Origin of the sequence: Achromobacter anxifer, from assembly GCF_903652925.1 — a bacterium.
GTDB classification, from domain to species: domain Bacteria; phylum Pseudomonadota; class Gammaproteobacteria; order Burkholderiales; family Burkholderiaceae_B; genus Achromobacter; species Achromobacter anxifer.
Map to the genome: position 1 here is coordinate 16,741 of NZ_CAHLAR010000002.1, position 15,799 is coordinate 32,539.

Consider the following 15,799-nt stretch of genomic DNA (forward strand, 5'->3'; position numbering starts at 1 on the left):
TTGTATCAACAGGCCCCGGGCCCGTCGGCGGTCGGCGCGGCCGTCAGGCCACGGGCAAGGCTTGCTGGGTGCGTTCACGCAGGAAGTGCCCGTAGGCCAGCGTGATCCCATGCGTCAGTGATATCTCCGGTTTCCAGCCCAGCGCCTGCATGCGGGCCGAGTCCATCAGCTTGCGCGGCGTGCCGTCGGGCTTGCTGGTGTCGTGGACGATGTTGCCCTCGTAGCCGACGACGCGGGCCACGAGCCTGGCGAGCTCGGCGATCGAGATGTCCTGCCCGGCGCCGATGTTGTAGATGCCTTCCGCCTGCGGATGCTCCATCAGCATGACGCAGGCCTGCGCCAGGTCGTCCACGTACAGGAATTCCCGCAGCGGCGCGCCCGTGCCCCAGATCGTCACGCTTTCCTGGCCGCTTTCCCGGCCTTCGTGGAACTTGCGGATCAGCGCCGGCAGCACGTGGCTGCTCTGCAGGTCGTAGTTGTCGTGCGGGCCATAGAGGTTGGTCGGCATGGCGCAGATGAAGCGCGCGCCGAACTCGCGCTGGTAGGCCTCGCACAGCTTCAGTCCCGCGATCTTGGCGATGGCGTAAGGCTCATTGGTGCTTTCCAGCGGTCCGGTCAGCAAGGCGTCCTCGCGGATTGGCTGGGGCGCCTCGCGCGGGTAGATGCATGACGAACCCAGAAACAGCAGCTTGCGCACACCGGCCGCATACGCGGCGCGGATCACGTTGCACTGGATCATGAGGTTCTTGTACAGGAACTCCACCGGGTGCGTCTGGTTGGCCAGGATGCCGCCGACCTTGGCCGCGGCCAGGTACACCACGTCGACCGGCGTGGTCGAGAAGAAGCGGTTGACCTGGTTCTGGTTCTCCAGGTCCAGCTCCTCCCGGCCGCGGGTCAGCACGTTGCGGTAGCCGCGCCGCTGCAGCTCGCGGGTGATCGCGGCGCCCACCATGCCGCGATGACCGGCGACGAAGACGCGTTGCTCCAGGTTCGTCATGTCGTGCTACTCCTTGTAGGCGTAGATTTCGTAGCCGTTCTGCTCGACCAGCGCATCGCGCCGCGCGTCGCGCAGGTCGCTCTCGACCATTTCCTTGACCAGCTGCGCGAACGAGGTGCGCGGCGACCAGCCCAGCTTCTCGCGCGCCTTGGTCGGATCGCCCAGCAGGGTCTCGACCTCGGTCGGGCGGAAGTAGCGCGGATCCACCCGGACGATGACCTGGCCCGGCTTGATGTCATGCACCGGCGAGAACAGCACGGTGGCGGTCTCTTCCAGGCCTTCGCCTTCCCAGGCCAGCAGGATGCCCAGCTCGCGCGCGGCGGTGTTGATGAACTCGCGCACGCTGTACTGCATGCCGGTGGCGATGACGTAGTCCTCCGGCGTGTCCTGCTGCAGCATCAGCCACTGCATTTCGACGTAGTCGCGGGCATGGCCCCAGTCGCGCAGGGCGGACAGATTGCCCAGGTACAGGCATTCCTGCAGCCCGAGCACGATACGCGCCAGGCCGCGGGTGATCTTGCGGGTCACGAAGGTCTCGCCGCGCTTGGGCGATTCGTGGTTGAACAGGATGCCGTTGCAGGCGTACATGCCATAGGCTTCGCGGTAGTTCACGCTGATCCAGTAGGCGTACAGCTTGGCGGCCGCATAGGGGCTGCGCGGATAGAACGGGGTGGTTTCCTTCTGCGGCGTTTCCTGCACCAGGCCATAGAGTTCCGACGTGGACGCCTGGTAGAAGCGGGCCTTGTTCTCCAGCTTCAGGATACGGATGGCTTCCAGAAGGCGCAGCGTGCCCAGGCCGTCGGCATTGGCTGTGTACTCGGGCTCCTCGAACGAGACGCCGACATGGCTTTGGGCGGCCAGGTTGTAGATCTCGTCGGGCTGCACCGACTGCACGATGCGGATCAGGCTGCAAGAGTCGGTCATATCGCCGTGATGCAGGACGAAATTGCGGGGCTGGTCGTGCGGATCCTGGTAAAGATGGTCGATCCGGGCGGTATTGAACAGCGAAGCGCGCCGCTTGATGCCGTGGACCTCATAGCCCTTGGCCAGCAGAAACTCCGCCAGATAGGCCCCGTCTTGGCCGGTGACGCCGGTAATCAGTGCCCGTTTTGGCATGGTTGTATCCTTAAGACTTAGTAACTGCACGAAAGGAGCCGAAGGCTGCGGTACCAATGTGCAATGAGATTACTGTTGCACCAGCCGCGGAGATATCGGCCAAAAGGTCTAATAAATCAGCCTGTCGATACGGAAAAAAGGACTGGATTGCTTCATCCAGCGCGCCCAGGGCCGTGGCCCCCAGCAGGGCCACCAGCGCCGGGCGCCGGTTGACCGAGAAATAGATCAAGCTAGTCAGGAAGGCGTAAGCCGCAAGATGCAGACGCTTGTCGCCAAACGCATCCGACATCTCGGCGGCCAGGCCCGGCAGGTTGCCCACCGTTATCAGGACGGCGAAGAACACCGCCGCCAGGGGCAGGCAGATCCGCGCCATGCCGGGCCGCCAGAAGGGGTCCCTTTCGCCGCCGGGCAGCCCCAAGGCGAAAGACGCCCCCTCGGGGGGCAGCAAGCGCGCGGAGCGCGCGCGGCGTGGGGACCCCTCATACTCGGCCATACATGTCCTGGAATCTGACGATGTCGTCCTCGCCCAGATAGGCCCCCGACTGCACCTCGATGATCTCCAGGGGGATCTTCCCGGGGTTCTCCAGGCTGTGGATCTCGCCCAGCGGGATGTAGGTCGACTGGTTCTCCGTCAGCAGGTACTGCTTGTCGCCGTTGTAGATGCGCGCCGTGCCCGACACCACGATCCAGTGCTCGGCGCGGTGGTGGTGCATCTGCGAGGACAGGCGCGCGCCGGGTTTCACCGTGATGCGCTTGACCTGGTAGCGCGGTCCCTGGCCCACCGAGTCGTAGGACCCCCAGGGCCGCTGCACCTCGCGGTGATGGTTGAGCTCCGAACGGTGCTGCGTCTTGAAGACCTCGACCAGCCGCTTGACGTCCTGCGAGCGCGATTTGTGCGCCACGAGAACCGCGTCGGCGGTTTCGATCACGACGATGTCGTCCAGGCCCACCGAGGCGACCAGCCGGCTGGTGGAATGGATCAGGCAGTTGCGTGAGTCTTCCAGCATGACGTCGCCCGTGGTGGAGTTGCCTTCCACCGTCTTCTGGGCGATGCCCCAGACCGCGTCCCAGGCGCCCACGTCGCTCCACGAGGCCGACAGCGGGATGACCACGGCGCTGTCGGTGCGTTCCATGATGGCGTAGTCCATCGAGTCGCTGGGGCAGGCCTCGAAGGACGGACCGTCCAGGTGGAACAGCGAGTTCTCGCCATGGCCGATGGCCACCGCGGCCTGCACCTGTTCCAGCATCTTGGGCGCCAGGCGCGCCATTTCGGACAGGAACACCGAGGCCTGGAAGGCGAACATGCCGCTGTTCCAGTAGTAACCGCCGGCGTCGATGAAGCGCTGCGCTACCTCGGGCGAGGGCTTTTCGACGAAGCGCCGCACGCGGCGCGCGGGGCCCATCGCGCCGGGCTCGTCCGCCTGGATGTAGCCGTAGCCGCTGAGCGGCGCCGTGGGCGTGATCCCGAACGTGACCAGCGCGCCCTGCAGGGCGGCCTGGTAGGCCTCGGCGAAGGCGGCGCGCAGCACTTCGCCGTCCTCCAGCACGTGGTCCGACGGCATGATGAGCATGACGGGGTCTTCGCCGTCGCGCATGGCGCGCAGGGTGGCGGCGGCGATGGCCGGCGCCGTGTTGCGGGCGTAGGGCTCCAGGATGACCTCGACGTCCTTGATGCCCAGTTCCTGCGCCTGCTCCGCCGCGATGTAACGATGCGCGTCGTTGCAGACCAGCGTGGGGCGGGCCTCGGCGCCGGCCGATCCCAGCCGCAGCAGCGTGTTCTGCAACAGGCTGCGGTCATCGGTCAAACGGATGAACTGCTTCGGCAGCAGTTCGCGCGACAAGGGCCACAGGCGCGAGCCTGAACCGCCGCAGAGGATGACTGCCCGGTAGGGGGGAGGTGGGTTGGTCATGGCGCTCACTCCTTGAAGTAGGCCTGGGTGTAGGGGTGCACGCCGGGATCGGCGGCGATGGCTTGCGCGGAGGCCCAGCGGTAGCTGCGGTGCTGGGCCTGGGGCAGGCTGGAAATGTCCAAGGAAAGCTCGGCCTCATAGGCGAGGACGACGTAATGGGTGGAGCGTCCGGCTTCACCCGCAAAATTGGTGCCGTAGAAGTGCTCGTACACGCCGCGCGGGGTCCAGGCCAGCTCGGTGACCGGAACGCCCAACTCGTCGCGGGCGATGCGGCGTAAGGCCTCGCGCAGCGTCTCGTTCTTGCGGATGCGGCCGCCCGGCACGAACCAGGCGCCCTGGGCCGGCGGGTTGGAGCGCAGCCCGGTCAGGTAACGGCCGTTGGCGTCGCGCAGCAGCAGGTCGATGGACACCAGGGGCAGCATCTCCACCGCCTGGCGGAATTCCGCCTGCGCCAGCACGCCGTCGCGCGCCGCGGCGCGCCGCCGCTCGGGCCAGCCAAGAGGTTTAGTAGACATTGCGGCCCGTCCATCCCGATACCGCCGTGCGGGCGATGATCTGCAGGTCCATCCGGAACGTCCAGTGCTGGATGTAATAGATGTCGTGCTCGACCCGGTCGCTCATCTTGCGCAGCGTGTCCGTCTGTCCGCGCAGGCCGTTGACCTGCGCCCATCCCGTGATCCCGGGCTTGACCCGGTGGCGCATCATGTAGCGCTGCACCAGGTCCTTGTACATTTCGTTGTGTTCCAGCGCGTGCGGCCTGGGACCGACCACCGACATATCGCCCATCAGCACATTCAGGAACTGCGGCAGCTCATCCAGGCTGGTGCGCCGCAGGAAGCCGCCGATGCGGGTGATGCGGGCATCGTTGCGCGTGGCCTGGGTGACCACGCCATGCTCCTGGTGCACGGTCATTGTGCGGAACTTGTAGACATGGAAGACCTTGCCGTCCACGCCCAGCCGCGGCTGGGTGAAGAACACGGGGCCGCGCGAGGTCACTTTCACCAGGAAGGCCACGGTCAGCATCACGGGCGACAGGCCGATCAGCGCGCAGAAGGCGAAGCTGCGGTCGAAGATTTCCTTGGCCAGGCCGCGCACGCCGGCGGCGGGCAGGCTGTTGAGCTGGATGGCGGGCAGCCCCAGGAATTCGCCTATGCGGTGCCCCAGCAACTGGATGGACATCACATCGGGAATCCAGCGGATATCCACCAGGTCGTTGCGCAAGTGATATAGGACTTCGCGCAGCTCCTGGCCCGCCTCCATCGGCAGGACGATCCAGATCTCCCGGACATTGTGCTCATGCACGAAGGCATGCAGCTCATCCAGGTTGTGCAGGCGGCGCACCTGCGGCGGCAGGTTTTCATGAGGTTCGGCGTAGATGCCAGACACCTCGTAGCCCGCGCCGCGGTAGCGCTCGACGCGCCGCCACAGGTCGTGGCCGAGCGCGCCGAAACCCACCAGCAGCACGCGCTTGCGGTCCATGCCGCGGTCGCGCGCGGCGCCCAGCACGGCGTAGACCGCAATGCGCAGGCCGGCCAGCGTCAGCGCCGACATGCCGAACCACGTAGCCGCCCAAAGGCGGGATATCGCCGCGGTCTGGTGCATGAGAAAACTGACGCAGATGCCCAGCGCGAACACCAGGGCCCAGGCCGCCAGGCTGCGCACCACCAGATCGGTCAGCAGCCGGCCGCGCCACGATACATATAGACGGAAGGCCGGAAAGATGGCGACCACGCCCAGGCCGCACAGATAGACCAGGAACAGGTGGATCTGCGGAGGATCCGCCAGCGCCTCGTCCGAGAATTTCAAGCCGGTGGCAGTCAGGCCGCAAGTGATCACGATCGCGGCGTCGAGCAAGCGGTAGAGATAGCTTGCCCCGCTGAATCTAGACGACGTGTCCGTTTGGGACGGGTCCATCGCGCACTCCTGTTCGTGGGGAGCCGCCGTGCGGAGGACAAAAACTGTGCACTGCCGCAAAGCATGTGGCTACCGACAAAATCTTATTGAGTGCGGCACGCACTCGAAACCTCCAAACGATGTAGGAGAAGGCTTAGGACATCCGTCGAATGTGCGGGGCTGGGAAAAGAGAGTGGAATGTCGCAACCCGTTACGCATCGGGCTCACTCCAAGCAACGAAGTCATTCACAAGTGGATTTGCCATGACGACATTTTTCGGAACGTTGAGCCGAGCCATAGCCGCTATCGCGCTCGTGTCCTCGCTGGGCGCTTGCGCCTTGTCTCCCGGTATGACCTTTGACGCCAATCAGCTCGCGGATCCGCTGGATCCGAACTCGAAGGCGGTGATCAAGGAAATCACGCCGTCGCTGGTGCTCGATGACCAGCGCGCTCGCGACGCATTGCTCGACAACGAAGGCGTCGACAAGCTCTACGGCAAGTCCGGACCCTATCTCATCGGACCGGGAGACATCCTCTCGATCGTCGTATGGGATCACCCCGAGCTCGTCCTTCCGACGCAAACCTACGCCATCGGGACAGGGGTAACGGAACTAGCCATCGGGGATACCGCCTCGGGCATTCCGGGCTATACGGTTTCATCCACTGGATATATCCAATTTCCCTATGCGGGACTGCTGAAAGTGGCGGGGTTGACGGAACTTCAGGCGCGCAATCTCATAGTCAATAGTTCAAGCAAGTACATCCAGGATCCGCAGATCACCGTACGCGTTCTGGGATATCGCAGCAAGCGCGTTTACGTGGATGGCGAAGTCAAGACGCCAGGCGCGATCGCGATCAACGATATCCCGATGACCCTGTTGGAAGCCGTCAACAGGGCCGGAGGCATTCTGCCCACGGGCGATCGCAGCGCGGTCTACGTGATCCGGGAAGGCCGCCGCACCCGCGTGAATGTGCCGGCCTTGATCGAGCGCGGCCAGGACTTGAATCAAGTGCTGCTGAAGTCGGGCGACATCGTGAGGGTCACGCCGCGCGACGACAGCAAGATTTTCGTGATGGGCGAAGTCACGGTGCCTACGACCGCGGTGATGCGTGATGGACGCATGTCGCTGACCGAGGCGCTGGGCCTGGCGGGAGGACCCAGCCAGATGACCTCGAATCCCTCGCAGATATTCGTCGTGCGCAGTACGGAGAACGCAATGCCGCTGGTGTTCCACCTGAATGCAAACTCGCCGCAGAACCTCGCGGTAGGCGAGAAGTTCGAGTTGCAACCCAAAGACGTCGTGTTCGTCGATTCGGCCGGCCTGGTGCGGTGGAACCGCTTCATAAGCAACCTGTTGCCGAGCACGCAGACGGTACAGACCGTGAATTCCATCAAGTAGTTCGCCTCAACCCCACGCCTTTGGGGGCGCCGCGAGCAAGGCGGCGCCTTCTCTTGGAGAGCTGCATGTCGTTGCCCATCGAATCGTTCGAGCCGTCCGTGCCGGCTCGCCAGCAGGAAACGCCGCTGTCGTCCCATGTGGACGCCATCTTTTCCAACCGGTGGATGATCATCGCGATCACTCTGCTCGCATTATTGGGAGCCCTGACTTATGTGATGGTCACGCCGAAGGTGTACTCGGCGGACATCATCGTGCAGGTGGAAGAGGAAATGCCCCAGGGCCAGAGCCGCAGCCTGCTCGGCGACGTGTCCTCCATGTTCGACACCAAGGCCGAAACCTCGGGTGAAATGGAAGTGCTGCGGTCGCGCATGGTGGTCGGCCCGGCCGTCGACAAGTTCCTGCTGTACATCCAGGCCAAGCCGCGCTATTTCCCGGTGATCGGCGAATGGCTGGCGCAGCGCTATGAAAGCCTGCCGTATCCTTCCAGCCTGCCGCGCGGCGGCTATGCCTGGGGCGGCGAAGCCATCGCGATCTCGCAGCTGGACGTGCCCAACGAATGGCTGGGCAAGCCCTTTCGCGTGACCACGCTGGGCGAAGGGAACTACACCCTGACCGACAAGTTCACGGGCGCCACGTTCAACGGCACGGTCGGCAAGCCCGAGCACTTCCGGCTGCCTGGCGGCGGCGCCATGGATGTGCACATCGATGCGCTGACCGGACGTCCGGGCACCGAATTCACGGTGTCGCGCAGCTCGCGTCTGGCGGCGATCGAGGACGTGCAGTCGCGCCTGGGCATCTTCGAGCGCGGCCGCACCTCGGGCGTGATCGGCGTCACGCTGGAGGGCAACGATCCCGCGCTGACCACCGCCGTGCTGAACCAGATCGGCCAGGAGTACGTGCAGCAGAACGTCAACCGCAAGTCTGCGCAGGCGGAGAAGTCGCTGGTCTTTCTTGAACAGCAACTGCCGATACTCAAGGGCGAGCTGGACGCCGCCGAAACCAAGTACAACGCCCTGCGCAACAAGCGCGGCACCATCGACCTGAGCGAAGAGGCCAAGCTGATCCTGGCGCAATCGGTGGACGCGCAGACCAAGGTGATGGAACTGCGTTCCAAGCGCCAGGAACTGATCACGCGTTTTGCTCCCACCCATCCCAGTATCGTGGCCATCGACCGCCAGATCGCCGGCCTGACCGGGGACGTGAACCGCATCGGCAACAACATCAAGCAATTGCCTGACCTGGAACAGGACGTGGTGCGCCTGGTGCGCGACGTGCGCGTCAACACCGAGCTCTACACGGCGCTGCTGAACAACGCCCAGCAGCTGCGCCTGATCCGCGCCGGCAAGGTGGGCAACGTGCGCATCCTGGACCAGGCCGTGCAGCCCGACAAGCCCGTGCGTCCCAAGGCCGCCATCATCATCGGCGTGGCGACCGCCTTCGGCCTGATCTTCGGCCTGCTGTGCGCCTTCGTGCGCAACGCCCTGTTCGGCGGCCTGTCCGAGCCCGAGGACGTCGAGCGCCATACCGGCTTGCCGGTGCTGGCCGCCATTCCGTATAGCGACATGCAGGACAAGCTGTGGCGGCGCAGTCGGCGCAAGAACGCCAGCGTGCCCGCGCTGCTGGCCCAGAGCCAGGGCAATGCCCCTCCCATAGAAAGCCTGCGGTCCTTCCGCAACGTGCTGCAGGCTTCGCTGCGCCAGTCGGCCAACAACATGGTCATGTTCACGGGACCGGTGGCCGGCGTGGGAAAGTCCTTCCTGTCCGCGAATTTCGCCTTCATCCAGGGCGGCGTGGGCAAGCGGGTGCTGCTGATCGACGCTGACTTCCGCAAGGGCCAGCTCAACCGCTACTTCGGCGTGCCCAAGGAGGATGGCCTGTTCGAAGTGCTGTCGGGCACGATACCGCTGACCCAGGTGCGCAAGCACAGCGTGTCCGAAGGCGTGGATTTCATTGCCACCGGCGCGGTCACCTTCGATCCCTCGGAGCTGCTGGCCTCTCCGGTGTTCGGCGAAACCCTGCGCGAACTGGCTTCGCAGTACGACATGGTGATCCTGGACACGGCGCCCGTGCTGTCGTCGCCGGACGCGGCCGTGGTCGGCACGCATGCCGCCGCCGTGATGGTGGTGGTGCGTTCCGGCATGAACACGGTGGGCGAAATCCGCGAGACGGCCAAGCGCCTGATCCAGGCGGGCGCGCCCGTGGACGGCGTGCTGTTCAACGGTCTCAAGCTCATGCCGGAACGCTTCGGCTTCCGGTCCAAGTACGGCAGTTACCGCTACTCCCGTGCGGCGTATTACGGCGATTTCAAACAGAACGGCCCTAAATAAACGCCACCCGGAGAAACTGGCATGCACGGAACTTTTGGCTGGGATACCCCGCAAATTCTGGATGCGGTTTTCAAGGCTTATGACATACGCGGCACGGTGCCGGACGAGATCGACGCGCGCTTCGCGCACAGCCTGGGCATGGCGGCGGGGACCCAGGCGCGCGAATTGGGGGCGCGCTCCATCGTGGTGGGCAGGGACGGCCGGCTGAGCAGCGTGGAGCTGGCGGCCGCCCTGCAGGCGGGCTTGCGCTCGGCGGGCATGCACGTCATCGACATCGGCATGGCGACCACGCCGATGGTGTACTTCGCGACCCGCCTGATGGACACGGGCGCGGGCATCGCGGTGACGGGCAGCCACAACCCGCCGACGCACAATGGCTTCAAGATCGTCATGGACGGCGCCTCGCTTTATGGCGAAGGCATCACGGCGCTGCGCGACGCGATGCGCCAGCCGATCGAATCGGCCGGCGCGGCGGGCGGGCGCACGCAGATGCAGATCATGCCCTGCTACACGGCGCGGCTGATGGGGGACATCCGCATGGCGCGGCCCATGAAGATCGCCATCGATTGCGGCAACGGCGTGGCCGGCGCGGCTGCGCCGGCGCTGTTCCGCGCCCTGGGTTGCGAAGTGATCGAACTTTTCTGCGAGGTCGACGGGTCCTTTCCGGGGCATCACCCGGACCCTGCCGATCCGCAGAATCTGCAGGACCTGATCTATTGCTTGCGCTATTCCGACTGCGAGGTCGGCCTGGCGTTCGATGGCGATGGCGACCGGCTCGGCGTGGTGACCAAGACCGGGCAGATCATCTGGCCCGACCGGCAGCTGATCCTGTTCGCGCGCGATGTGCTGTCGCGCAACCCGGGCGCCGAGATCATTTACGACGTCAAGTGCAGCCGCCACGTGGCGCGCGCGATCACCGAGGCCGGCGGCAAGGCCACCATGTGGAAGACGGGGCATTCGCTGATCAAGGCCAAGATGCGCGAGACCGGCGCGCTGTTGGCGGGCGAAATGAGCGGCCACATCTTTTTCAAGGAGCGCTGGTACGGCTTTGACGACGGCATCTACGCGGCCGCGCGGCTGTTGGAGATCCTGTCCGGGGCGCCGGACCCGTCAGCCTTGCTGGAGAGCCTGCCGCAGTCCTGCGCCACGCCTGAAATCAAGCTGGAAACCGCCGAAGGCGAACAGTTCGATCTGGTGGAAGCGCTGCGCGCGCAAGGGCAGTTTCCGGGCGCGCAGTCCATCAACGATCTGGACGGCATCCGGGTGGACTACGCCGACGGCTTCGGCCTGGCGCGTCCGTCCAACACCACGCCGACGGTGGTATTGCGTTTTGAAGGGGACACCGTGGCCGCACTGGCCCGTATCGAGGAGGACTTCCGCAACGCGTTCCGGCGCATTGCCCCTCATGTTCGTTTACCGTTTTAAGGAGCATCACGCGATGGGAAAGGCTAAGTATGCGATTGAGGCGCTAAGGGCGAATTCCGGGCTGGCGGACAGCCCGGAGTGGCAGGGGTTCGCCCAGGCGGCCCGCAGCGCCGAGCTGGACGCCGGCGCACTGAAAGTGATCGAGGCGGCGGGTTTGTGCGTGGACCTGAGCATGCAGCGGCAGTCGGCGGCGCTGGACGCCGCGGCCGCCGCGTTGCTTCAGGCGCGCGGCGTGGCGCGGGCGCGCCAGGCGCTGTTCGCCGGAGAGCCGGTCAATTGGACCGAAGGCAAGCCGGCGTGGCACACGGCGCTGCGCGCGGGGCGCACGCGCGAGCAACCCGACGGCCAGGACGCGGACTCGGTCTGCGAGTACTCGCGCATGACGGACTTCGTGCGGCGGGTCGACCAGACGGGCGACTTCAACACCGTGCTGCACATCGGCATCGGCGGCAGCGACTGGGGACCGCGCCTGGCGGTCCAGGCTTTCGGCGGACCGTCGCAGCGCCGGCAGATCCGCTTCGTGTCCAACATCGACGGCCATGCCCTGCATGACGCGGTGGCCGGGCTGGATCCGCGCCGCTGCCTGGTGGTGGTGTCTTCCAAGTCCTTCACCACCAGCGAAACGCTGCACAACGCGCGGGCCGCCATTGCGTGGCTCAAGCAGGGCGGGGTGGCGGACGTGTCCGAGCATCTCGCCGCGGTCACCGCCAATGCGTCGGCGGCGCGCGCGCTGGGCGTGCCGTCCAGCCAGATCTTCAAGATGTGCGACTGGGTGGGTGGGCGCTATTCCGTCTGGTCGGTCGCGGGCCTGTCGATTGCGCTGACGGTGGGCGCGGACGTGTTGATCGGCATGCGGGCGGGTGCCGAGGCCATGGACCAGCATTTCCAGCAGGCGCCGTTCGCCTCGAACGCGCCGGTCCAGCTGGCGCTGGCGGGCCTGGTCAACTGCAGCGTGCTGGGACACAACTCGCTGAACATCTCGGCCTACAGCGCGCGCCTGCTGCATCTGGTGACCTATCTGCAGCAGCTTGAAATGGAGTCGCTGGGCAAGCGCGTCGCGGGCGACGGCGCCGCGGTCGGAGTGCCGACCGCGCCCATCATCTGGGGCATGCCGGGCACCGATGGCCAGCACACCTTCTTCCAATGGTTGCATCAGAGCGAGGACGGCGCGCCGGTGGATTTCATCGCCAGCCTGCAAGGCCATGCCGACAGCCCGGACGCGCACCGCATGCTGCTGGCCAACTGCCTGGCGCAGCGCCAGGCGCTGCTGCGCGGCAAGTGCCTGGAGCAGGCCCTGCTGGACGTGGCGCACATCGACGACCAGGAGCGCGCGCTGAGCCTGGCGCAGCACATGGTCCATCCGGGCGGCCGACCTTCCACGCTGATCGTGCTGCGCCAGCTGGATCCTCGCGGCCTGGGCGCGCTGCTGGCCCTGTACGAGCACAAGGTATTCGTGCAGAGCGTGGTCTGGGGCATCAATCCCTTCGACCAATGGGGCGTGGAGCTGGGCAAGCGCCTGGCCACCGGCATCGAGCGCGAGCTGGCGGTGCCGGTGTCGGCCGGGGTGGTGGATTGGGGGCACGACGCGTCCACGTCGTACTGGATCGACCGCTACCGCAGCCATGCGCAGGCGCCTCGGCCCCGTCACGCCTGGGTGCCGGGCGTGGCGGCGCATCTGTAGGAGGCCAGGACCATGCCGGACCTGCATGTGCTGGTGACGGGCGGCGCCGGCTACATCGGCACGCATACGCTGGTGGCGATGCTGGCGGCGGGCCAGCGGCCGCTGGTGCTGGATGATTTCAGCAACGGCAGCCGCGAGGCCGTGCGCCGGGTCGAGCGCCTGTGCGGCGTGGAAATTCCGCTGGTGGAAGGGGATATCCGCAGCCCGGGGATGGTCGAGTCGGTGCTGGCCGGGGCGGCGGCCCGTGGCACGCCGGTGCAGGCGGTGCTGCACCTTGCCGGCAGCAAGGCGGTGGGGGAATCGGTGGCCGACCCGCTCAAGTACTACGACAACAATGTCGGTGGTTCGGTGGCGCTGCTGCGCGCGATGCGCGAGGCCGGCGTCTCGCGCATGGTGTTCAGTTCCTCGGCCACCGTCTATGGCGAGCCGCAATTCCTGCCGTTCACCGAGGCGCATCCGCGGGCGCCGACCAACCCCTACGGCCGCACCAAGCTGATGGTGGAAGACGTGCTGCGCGATGTATGCGCGGCCGACCCCGCCTTCAGCGCGGTCACGCTGCGCTATTTCAATCCCATCGGCGCGCATCACAGCGGGCAGATCGGCGAAAGCCCGCGCGACGTGCCGAACAACCTGTTTCCCTACATTACCCAGGTGGCGGTGGGCCGCCAACCCTTCCTGCGGGTGTTCGGCGACGACTACGCCACCGCCGACGGCACGGGCGTGCGCGACTATCTGCACGTCATGGACCTGGCGCAAGGGCATGTGCGGGCGCTGGCGTACTCGGAAGACCATCCGGGTTTCGTGGCGGTCAACCTGGGCACGGGGCAGGGCACCAGCGTGCTGGAGCTGGTGCATGCGTTCGAGCGCGTCAATGGCTGCCGTATCCCCTTGCAAGCGCAGCCCAGGCGCCCCGGCGACATCGAGCGGATGTGGGCGGATCCCGCGCTGGCGGCGACCCTGCTGGGCTGGCGCAGCACGCATGGCGTGGAGGCCATGTGCGCGGACGGCTGGCGCTGGCAACAGGGCAACCCGCAAGGCTATGAGCAGGACGCGGGGACATAACCCCTGCGCCGTGTCGGATGGATCCCGCGAAACAGGCGCGAGCGGTTACAGTTGACGGAAATATTGCGAAGCAGCATGGCCGCGGCGGCCCGCCCGCCGCGGCCATGCACCGTCAACGAGGCGCACCCATGTTTGATTCCCATCCCCACGCAGCTTCCCGGCAGGAGCCGCGGCAATGAGCGGCCCGACCCGTAGCGCGCCGGCCCACTGGAACCTGGACAGCATCGTGTCCGGCCTGCGCGAAGCGCGCGTGGCCTGGCGCGGACCGCGCGGCCGTCTGCGCGAGGACGCCGGCCTGCGCGAGTTCCCTTCGCAGGAAAGCCTGCGCCAGATCGTCAAGGATCTCTGCGGCGCGCTGTTCCCGATGCGCCTGGGGCCCATCGACCTGCGCGAGGAAGTCGAGGACTTCTACGTCGGCCACACCATAGGCGCGGTGCTGGACGCGCTGTTGCACCAGGTCTGTCTTGAATTGGAGTACGTGGGCCGCCCCGAGCAGACGCCGCCCGCGGACACGCGCCAGCGCGCCATCGAGATCGTGCGCCAGTTCGGCGCCGAGCTGCCGCGCGTGCGCGCCGCGCTGGACCTGGACGTGACCGCCGCCTACCAGGGCGACCCGGCCGCGCACAACGTGGACGAGGTGTTGCTGTGCTACCCGGGCGTGGCGGCGATGATCCATCACCGCCTGGCCAACGTGCTGTACCGCCTGGGCGTGCCGATGCTGGCGCGCATCGTGGCGGAAATCGCGCACGCGGACACGGGCATCGACATCCACCCGGGCGCCACCATCGGCCGCAGCTTCTTCATCGACCACGGCACCGGCGTCGTGATTGGCGAAACGGCCATCATCGGCGACCGAGTGCGCCTCTATCAGATGGTCACGTTGGGCGCCAAGCGCTTCCCTCCGGGCGAAAACGGTGAACTCAAGAAGGGTCTGCCGCGCCACCCCTTGATCGAGGACGACGTGGTGATCTACGCGGGCGCGACGATCCTCGGCCGCGTCACGATAGGCAAGGGCTCGACCATCGGCGGCAACGTCTGGCTGACCCGCAGCGTGCCGCCGGGCAGCAACGTGACCCAGGCCAGTCTGGTCAGCGACATGCCCGACTGCGGCCTGGGCGGCTGAACCCATGGACACGCGCGTCTCGGATCTGGCGGCGCTGCGCGGCTTCGTCGACCGCCACCCGCGCCTCTTCGTGCTGACGGGGGCGGGCGTCAGCACCGACTCCGGCATTCCCGACTACCGCGACACCGAAGGCGAATGGAAGCGCAAACCGCCCATGACGCTGCAGACCTTCATGGGCAGCGACCTGGCGCGGGCGCGCTACTGGGCGCGCAGCATGGTGGGCTGGCGGCGGTTCGGCCATGTGCAGCCCAACGCCTCGCACCGCGCGCTGGCGCGGCTGGAGTCGCGCGGCCGCGTCTCGGTGCTGGTGACCCAGAACGTCGACGGCCTGCACGAGGCCGCCGGCAGCCGCGGGGTGGTGGACCTGCACGGCAGGCTGGACGAAGTGCGCTGCATGGCCTGCGACTGGCGCGGCGGCCGCCAGACCTGGCAGCAGACGCTGCAGGACCGCAATCCGGACTGGGTGCTGCTGGACGCGACGGACGCGCCCGACGGCGATGCCGACCTGGAGGGCGAGGACTTCGCCCGCTTCAATGTGCCGCCCTGTCCGCGCTGCAACGGAGTCGTCAAGCCGGACGTGGTCTTCTTCGGCGAAACCGTGCCGCGCGAGCGCGTGGACCGCGCCAACGCCGGCCTCATGAACGCCGACGCGGTGCTGGTCGTGGGATCTTCATTGATGGTGTATTCCGGCTACCGCTTCGTCAGCGCCGCGTCGCGCAACGGCATGCCGATAGCTGCCATTAACCTGGGGCGCACCCGGGCCGACAGCATGCTGACCCTCAAAGTGGAACAACCTTGCGCGGTGGCGCTGGAAGCGCTGTAACGCGCCGGCGGGCCGGCCGGTTTTTGACCGGTCTAAGCAAGT

At 66.5% G+C, this 15,799-nt stretch carries 13 protein-coding genes; 7 read left to right on the forward strand and 6 right to left on the reverse strand.

Features of this window, described 5'->3' with window-relative positions:
- Nucleotides 1–43: 43 nt before the first annotated feature.
- From HWY37_RS05350 to HWY37_RS05375, 6 genes are all read right to left on the reverse strand, one after another.
- A complete protein-coding gene (locus tag HWY37_RS05350) occupies nucleotides 44–997 on the reverse strand; it encodes a GDP-L-fucose synthase family protein (protein ID WP_176088074.1) in 954 nt (317 codons plus the stop codon).
- 6 nt (nucleotides 998–1,003) lie between these two features.
- Nucleotides 1,004–2,113, reverse strand: a complete 1,110-nt coding sequence (gene gmd, locus HWY37_RS05355; protein WP_013395110.1) for a GDP-mannose 4,6-dehydratase — start codon at nucleotides 2,111–2,113, stop codon at nucleotides 1,004–1,006.
- Between the two features lie 10 nt (nucleotides 2,114–2,123).
- Entirely contained in the window at nucleotides 2,124–2,486 is a 363-nt protein-coding gene (locus HWY37_RS05360; RefSeq protein WP_175210109.1) for a VanZ family protein, read from the reverse strand.
- Between the two features lie 106 nt (nucleotides 2,487–2,592).
- A complete protein-coding gene (locus HWY37_RS05365) occupies nucleotides 2,593–4,023 on the reverse strand; it encodes a mannose-1-phosphate guanylyltransferase/mannose-6-phosphate isomerase (protein ID WP_175210110.1) in 1,431 nt (476 codons plus the stop codon).
- Nucleotides 4,024–4,028: 5 nt separating this feature from the next.
- On the reverse strand, nucleotides 4,029–4,538 hold the full coding sequence (locus HWY37_RS05370; protein ID WP_246302200.1) for a GDP-mannose mannosyl hydrolase: 510 nt from the start codon (nucleotides 4,536–4,538) through the stop codon (nucleotides 4,029–4,031).
- Nucleotides 4,528–5,937, reverse strand: a complete 1,410-nt coding sequence (locus tag HWY37_RS05375; RefSeq protein WP_176088075.1) for an undecaprenyl-phosphate glucose phosphotransferase — start codon at nucleotides 5,935–5,937, stop codon at nucleotides 4,528–4,530. The genes HWY37_RS05370 and HWY37_RS05375 overlap by 11 nt, the downstream gene beginning before the upstream one ends.
- Nucleotides 5,938–6,179: 242 nt before the next feature.
- On the opposite strand from HWY37_RS05375, the gene HWY37_RS05380 reads away from it, so the two are divergent.
- The 7 genes from HWY37_RS05380 (at nucleotide 6,180) to HWY37_RS05410 (ending at nucleotide 15,757) form a co-directional block, all read left to right on the forward strand.
- Nucleotides 6,180–7,316, forward strand: coding sequence for a polysaccharide biosynthesis/export family protein (locus HWY37_RS05380; protein WP_175210112.1), 1,137 nt, complete (start codon nucleotides 6,180–6,182; stop codon nucleotides 7,314–7,316).
- A gap of 65 nt (nucleotides 7,317–7,381) precedes the next feature.
- A complete protein-coding gene (locus HWY37_RS05385) occupies nucleotides 7,382–9,643 on the forward strand; it encodes a GNVR domain-containing protein (protein ID WP_176088076.1) in 2,262 nt (753 codons plus the stop codon).
- 21 nt (nucleotides 9,644–9,664) lie between these two features.
- On the forward strand, nucleotides 9,665–11,068 hold the full coding sequence (locus HWY37_RS05390; RefSeq protein WP_175210114.1) for a phosphomannomutase/phosphoglucomutase: 1,404 nt from the start codon (nucleotides 9,665–9,667) through the stop codon (nucleotides 11,066–11,068).
- 13 nt (nucleotides 11,069–11,081) lie between these two features.
- Nucleotides 11,082–12,749, forward strand: coding sequence for a glucose-6-phosphate isomerase (gene pgi, locus HWY37_RS05395; protein ID WP_175210115.1), 1,668 nt, complete (start codon nucleotides 11,082–11,084; stop codon nucleotides 12,747–12,749).
- A 12-nt stretch (nucleotides 12,750–12,761) separates the two neighbouring features.
- The gene (gene galE / locus HWY37_RS05400; protein ID WP_175210116.1) at nucleotides 12,762–13,811 is read left to right on the forward strand and encodes a UDP-glucose 4-epimerase GalE; all 1,050 of its coding nucleotides are present in this window, start codon (nucleotides 12,762–12,764) and stop codon (nucleotides 13,809–13,811) included.
- A gap of 175 nt (nucleotides 13,812–13,986) precedes the next feature.
- Entirely contained in the window at nucleotides 13,987–14,934 is a 948-nt protein-coding gene (epsC, locus tag HWY37_RS05405; RefSeq protein ID WP_176088077.1) for a serine O-acetyltransferase EpsC, read from the forward strand.
- 4 nt (nucleotides 14,935–14,938) lie between these two features.
- Nucleotides 14,939–15,757, forward strand: coding sequence for an NAD-dependent protein deacetylase (locus HWY37_RS05410; protein ID WP_175210118.1), 819 nt, complete (start codon nucleotides 14,939–14,941; stop codon nucleotides 15,755–15,757).
- The last annotated feature ends 42 nt before the right edge of the window (nucleotides 15,758–15,799 follow it).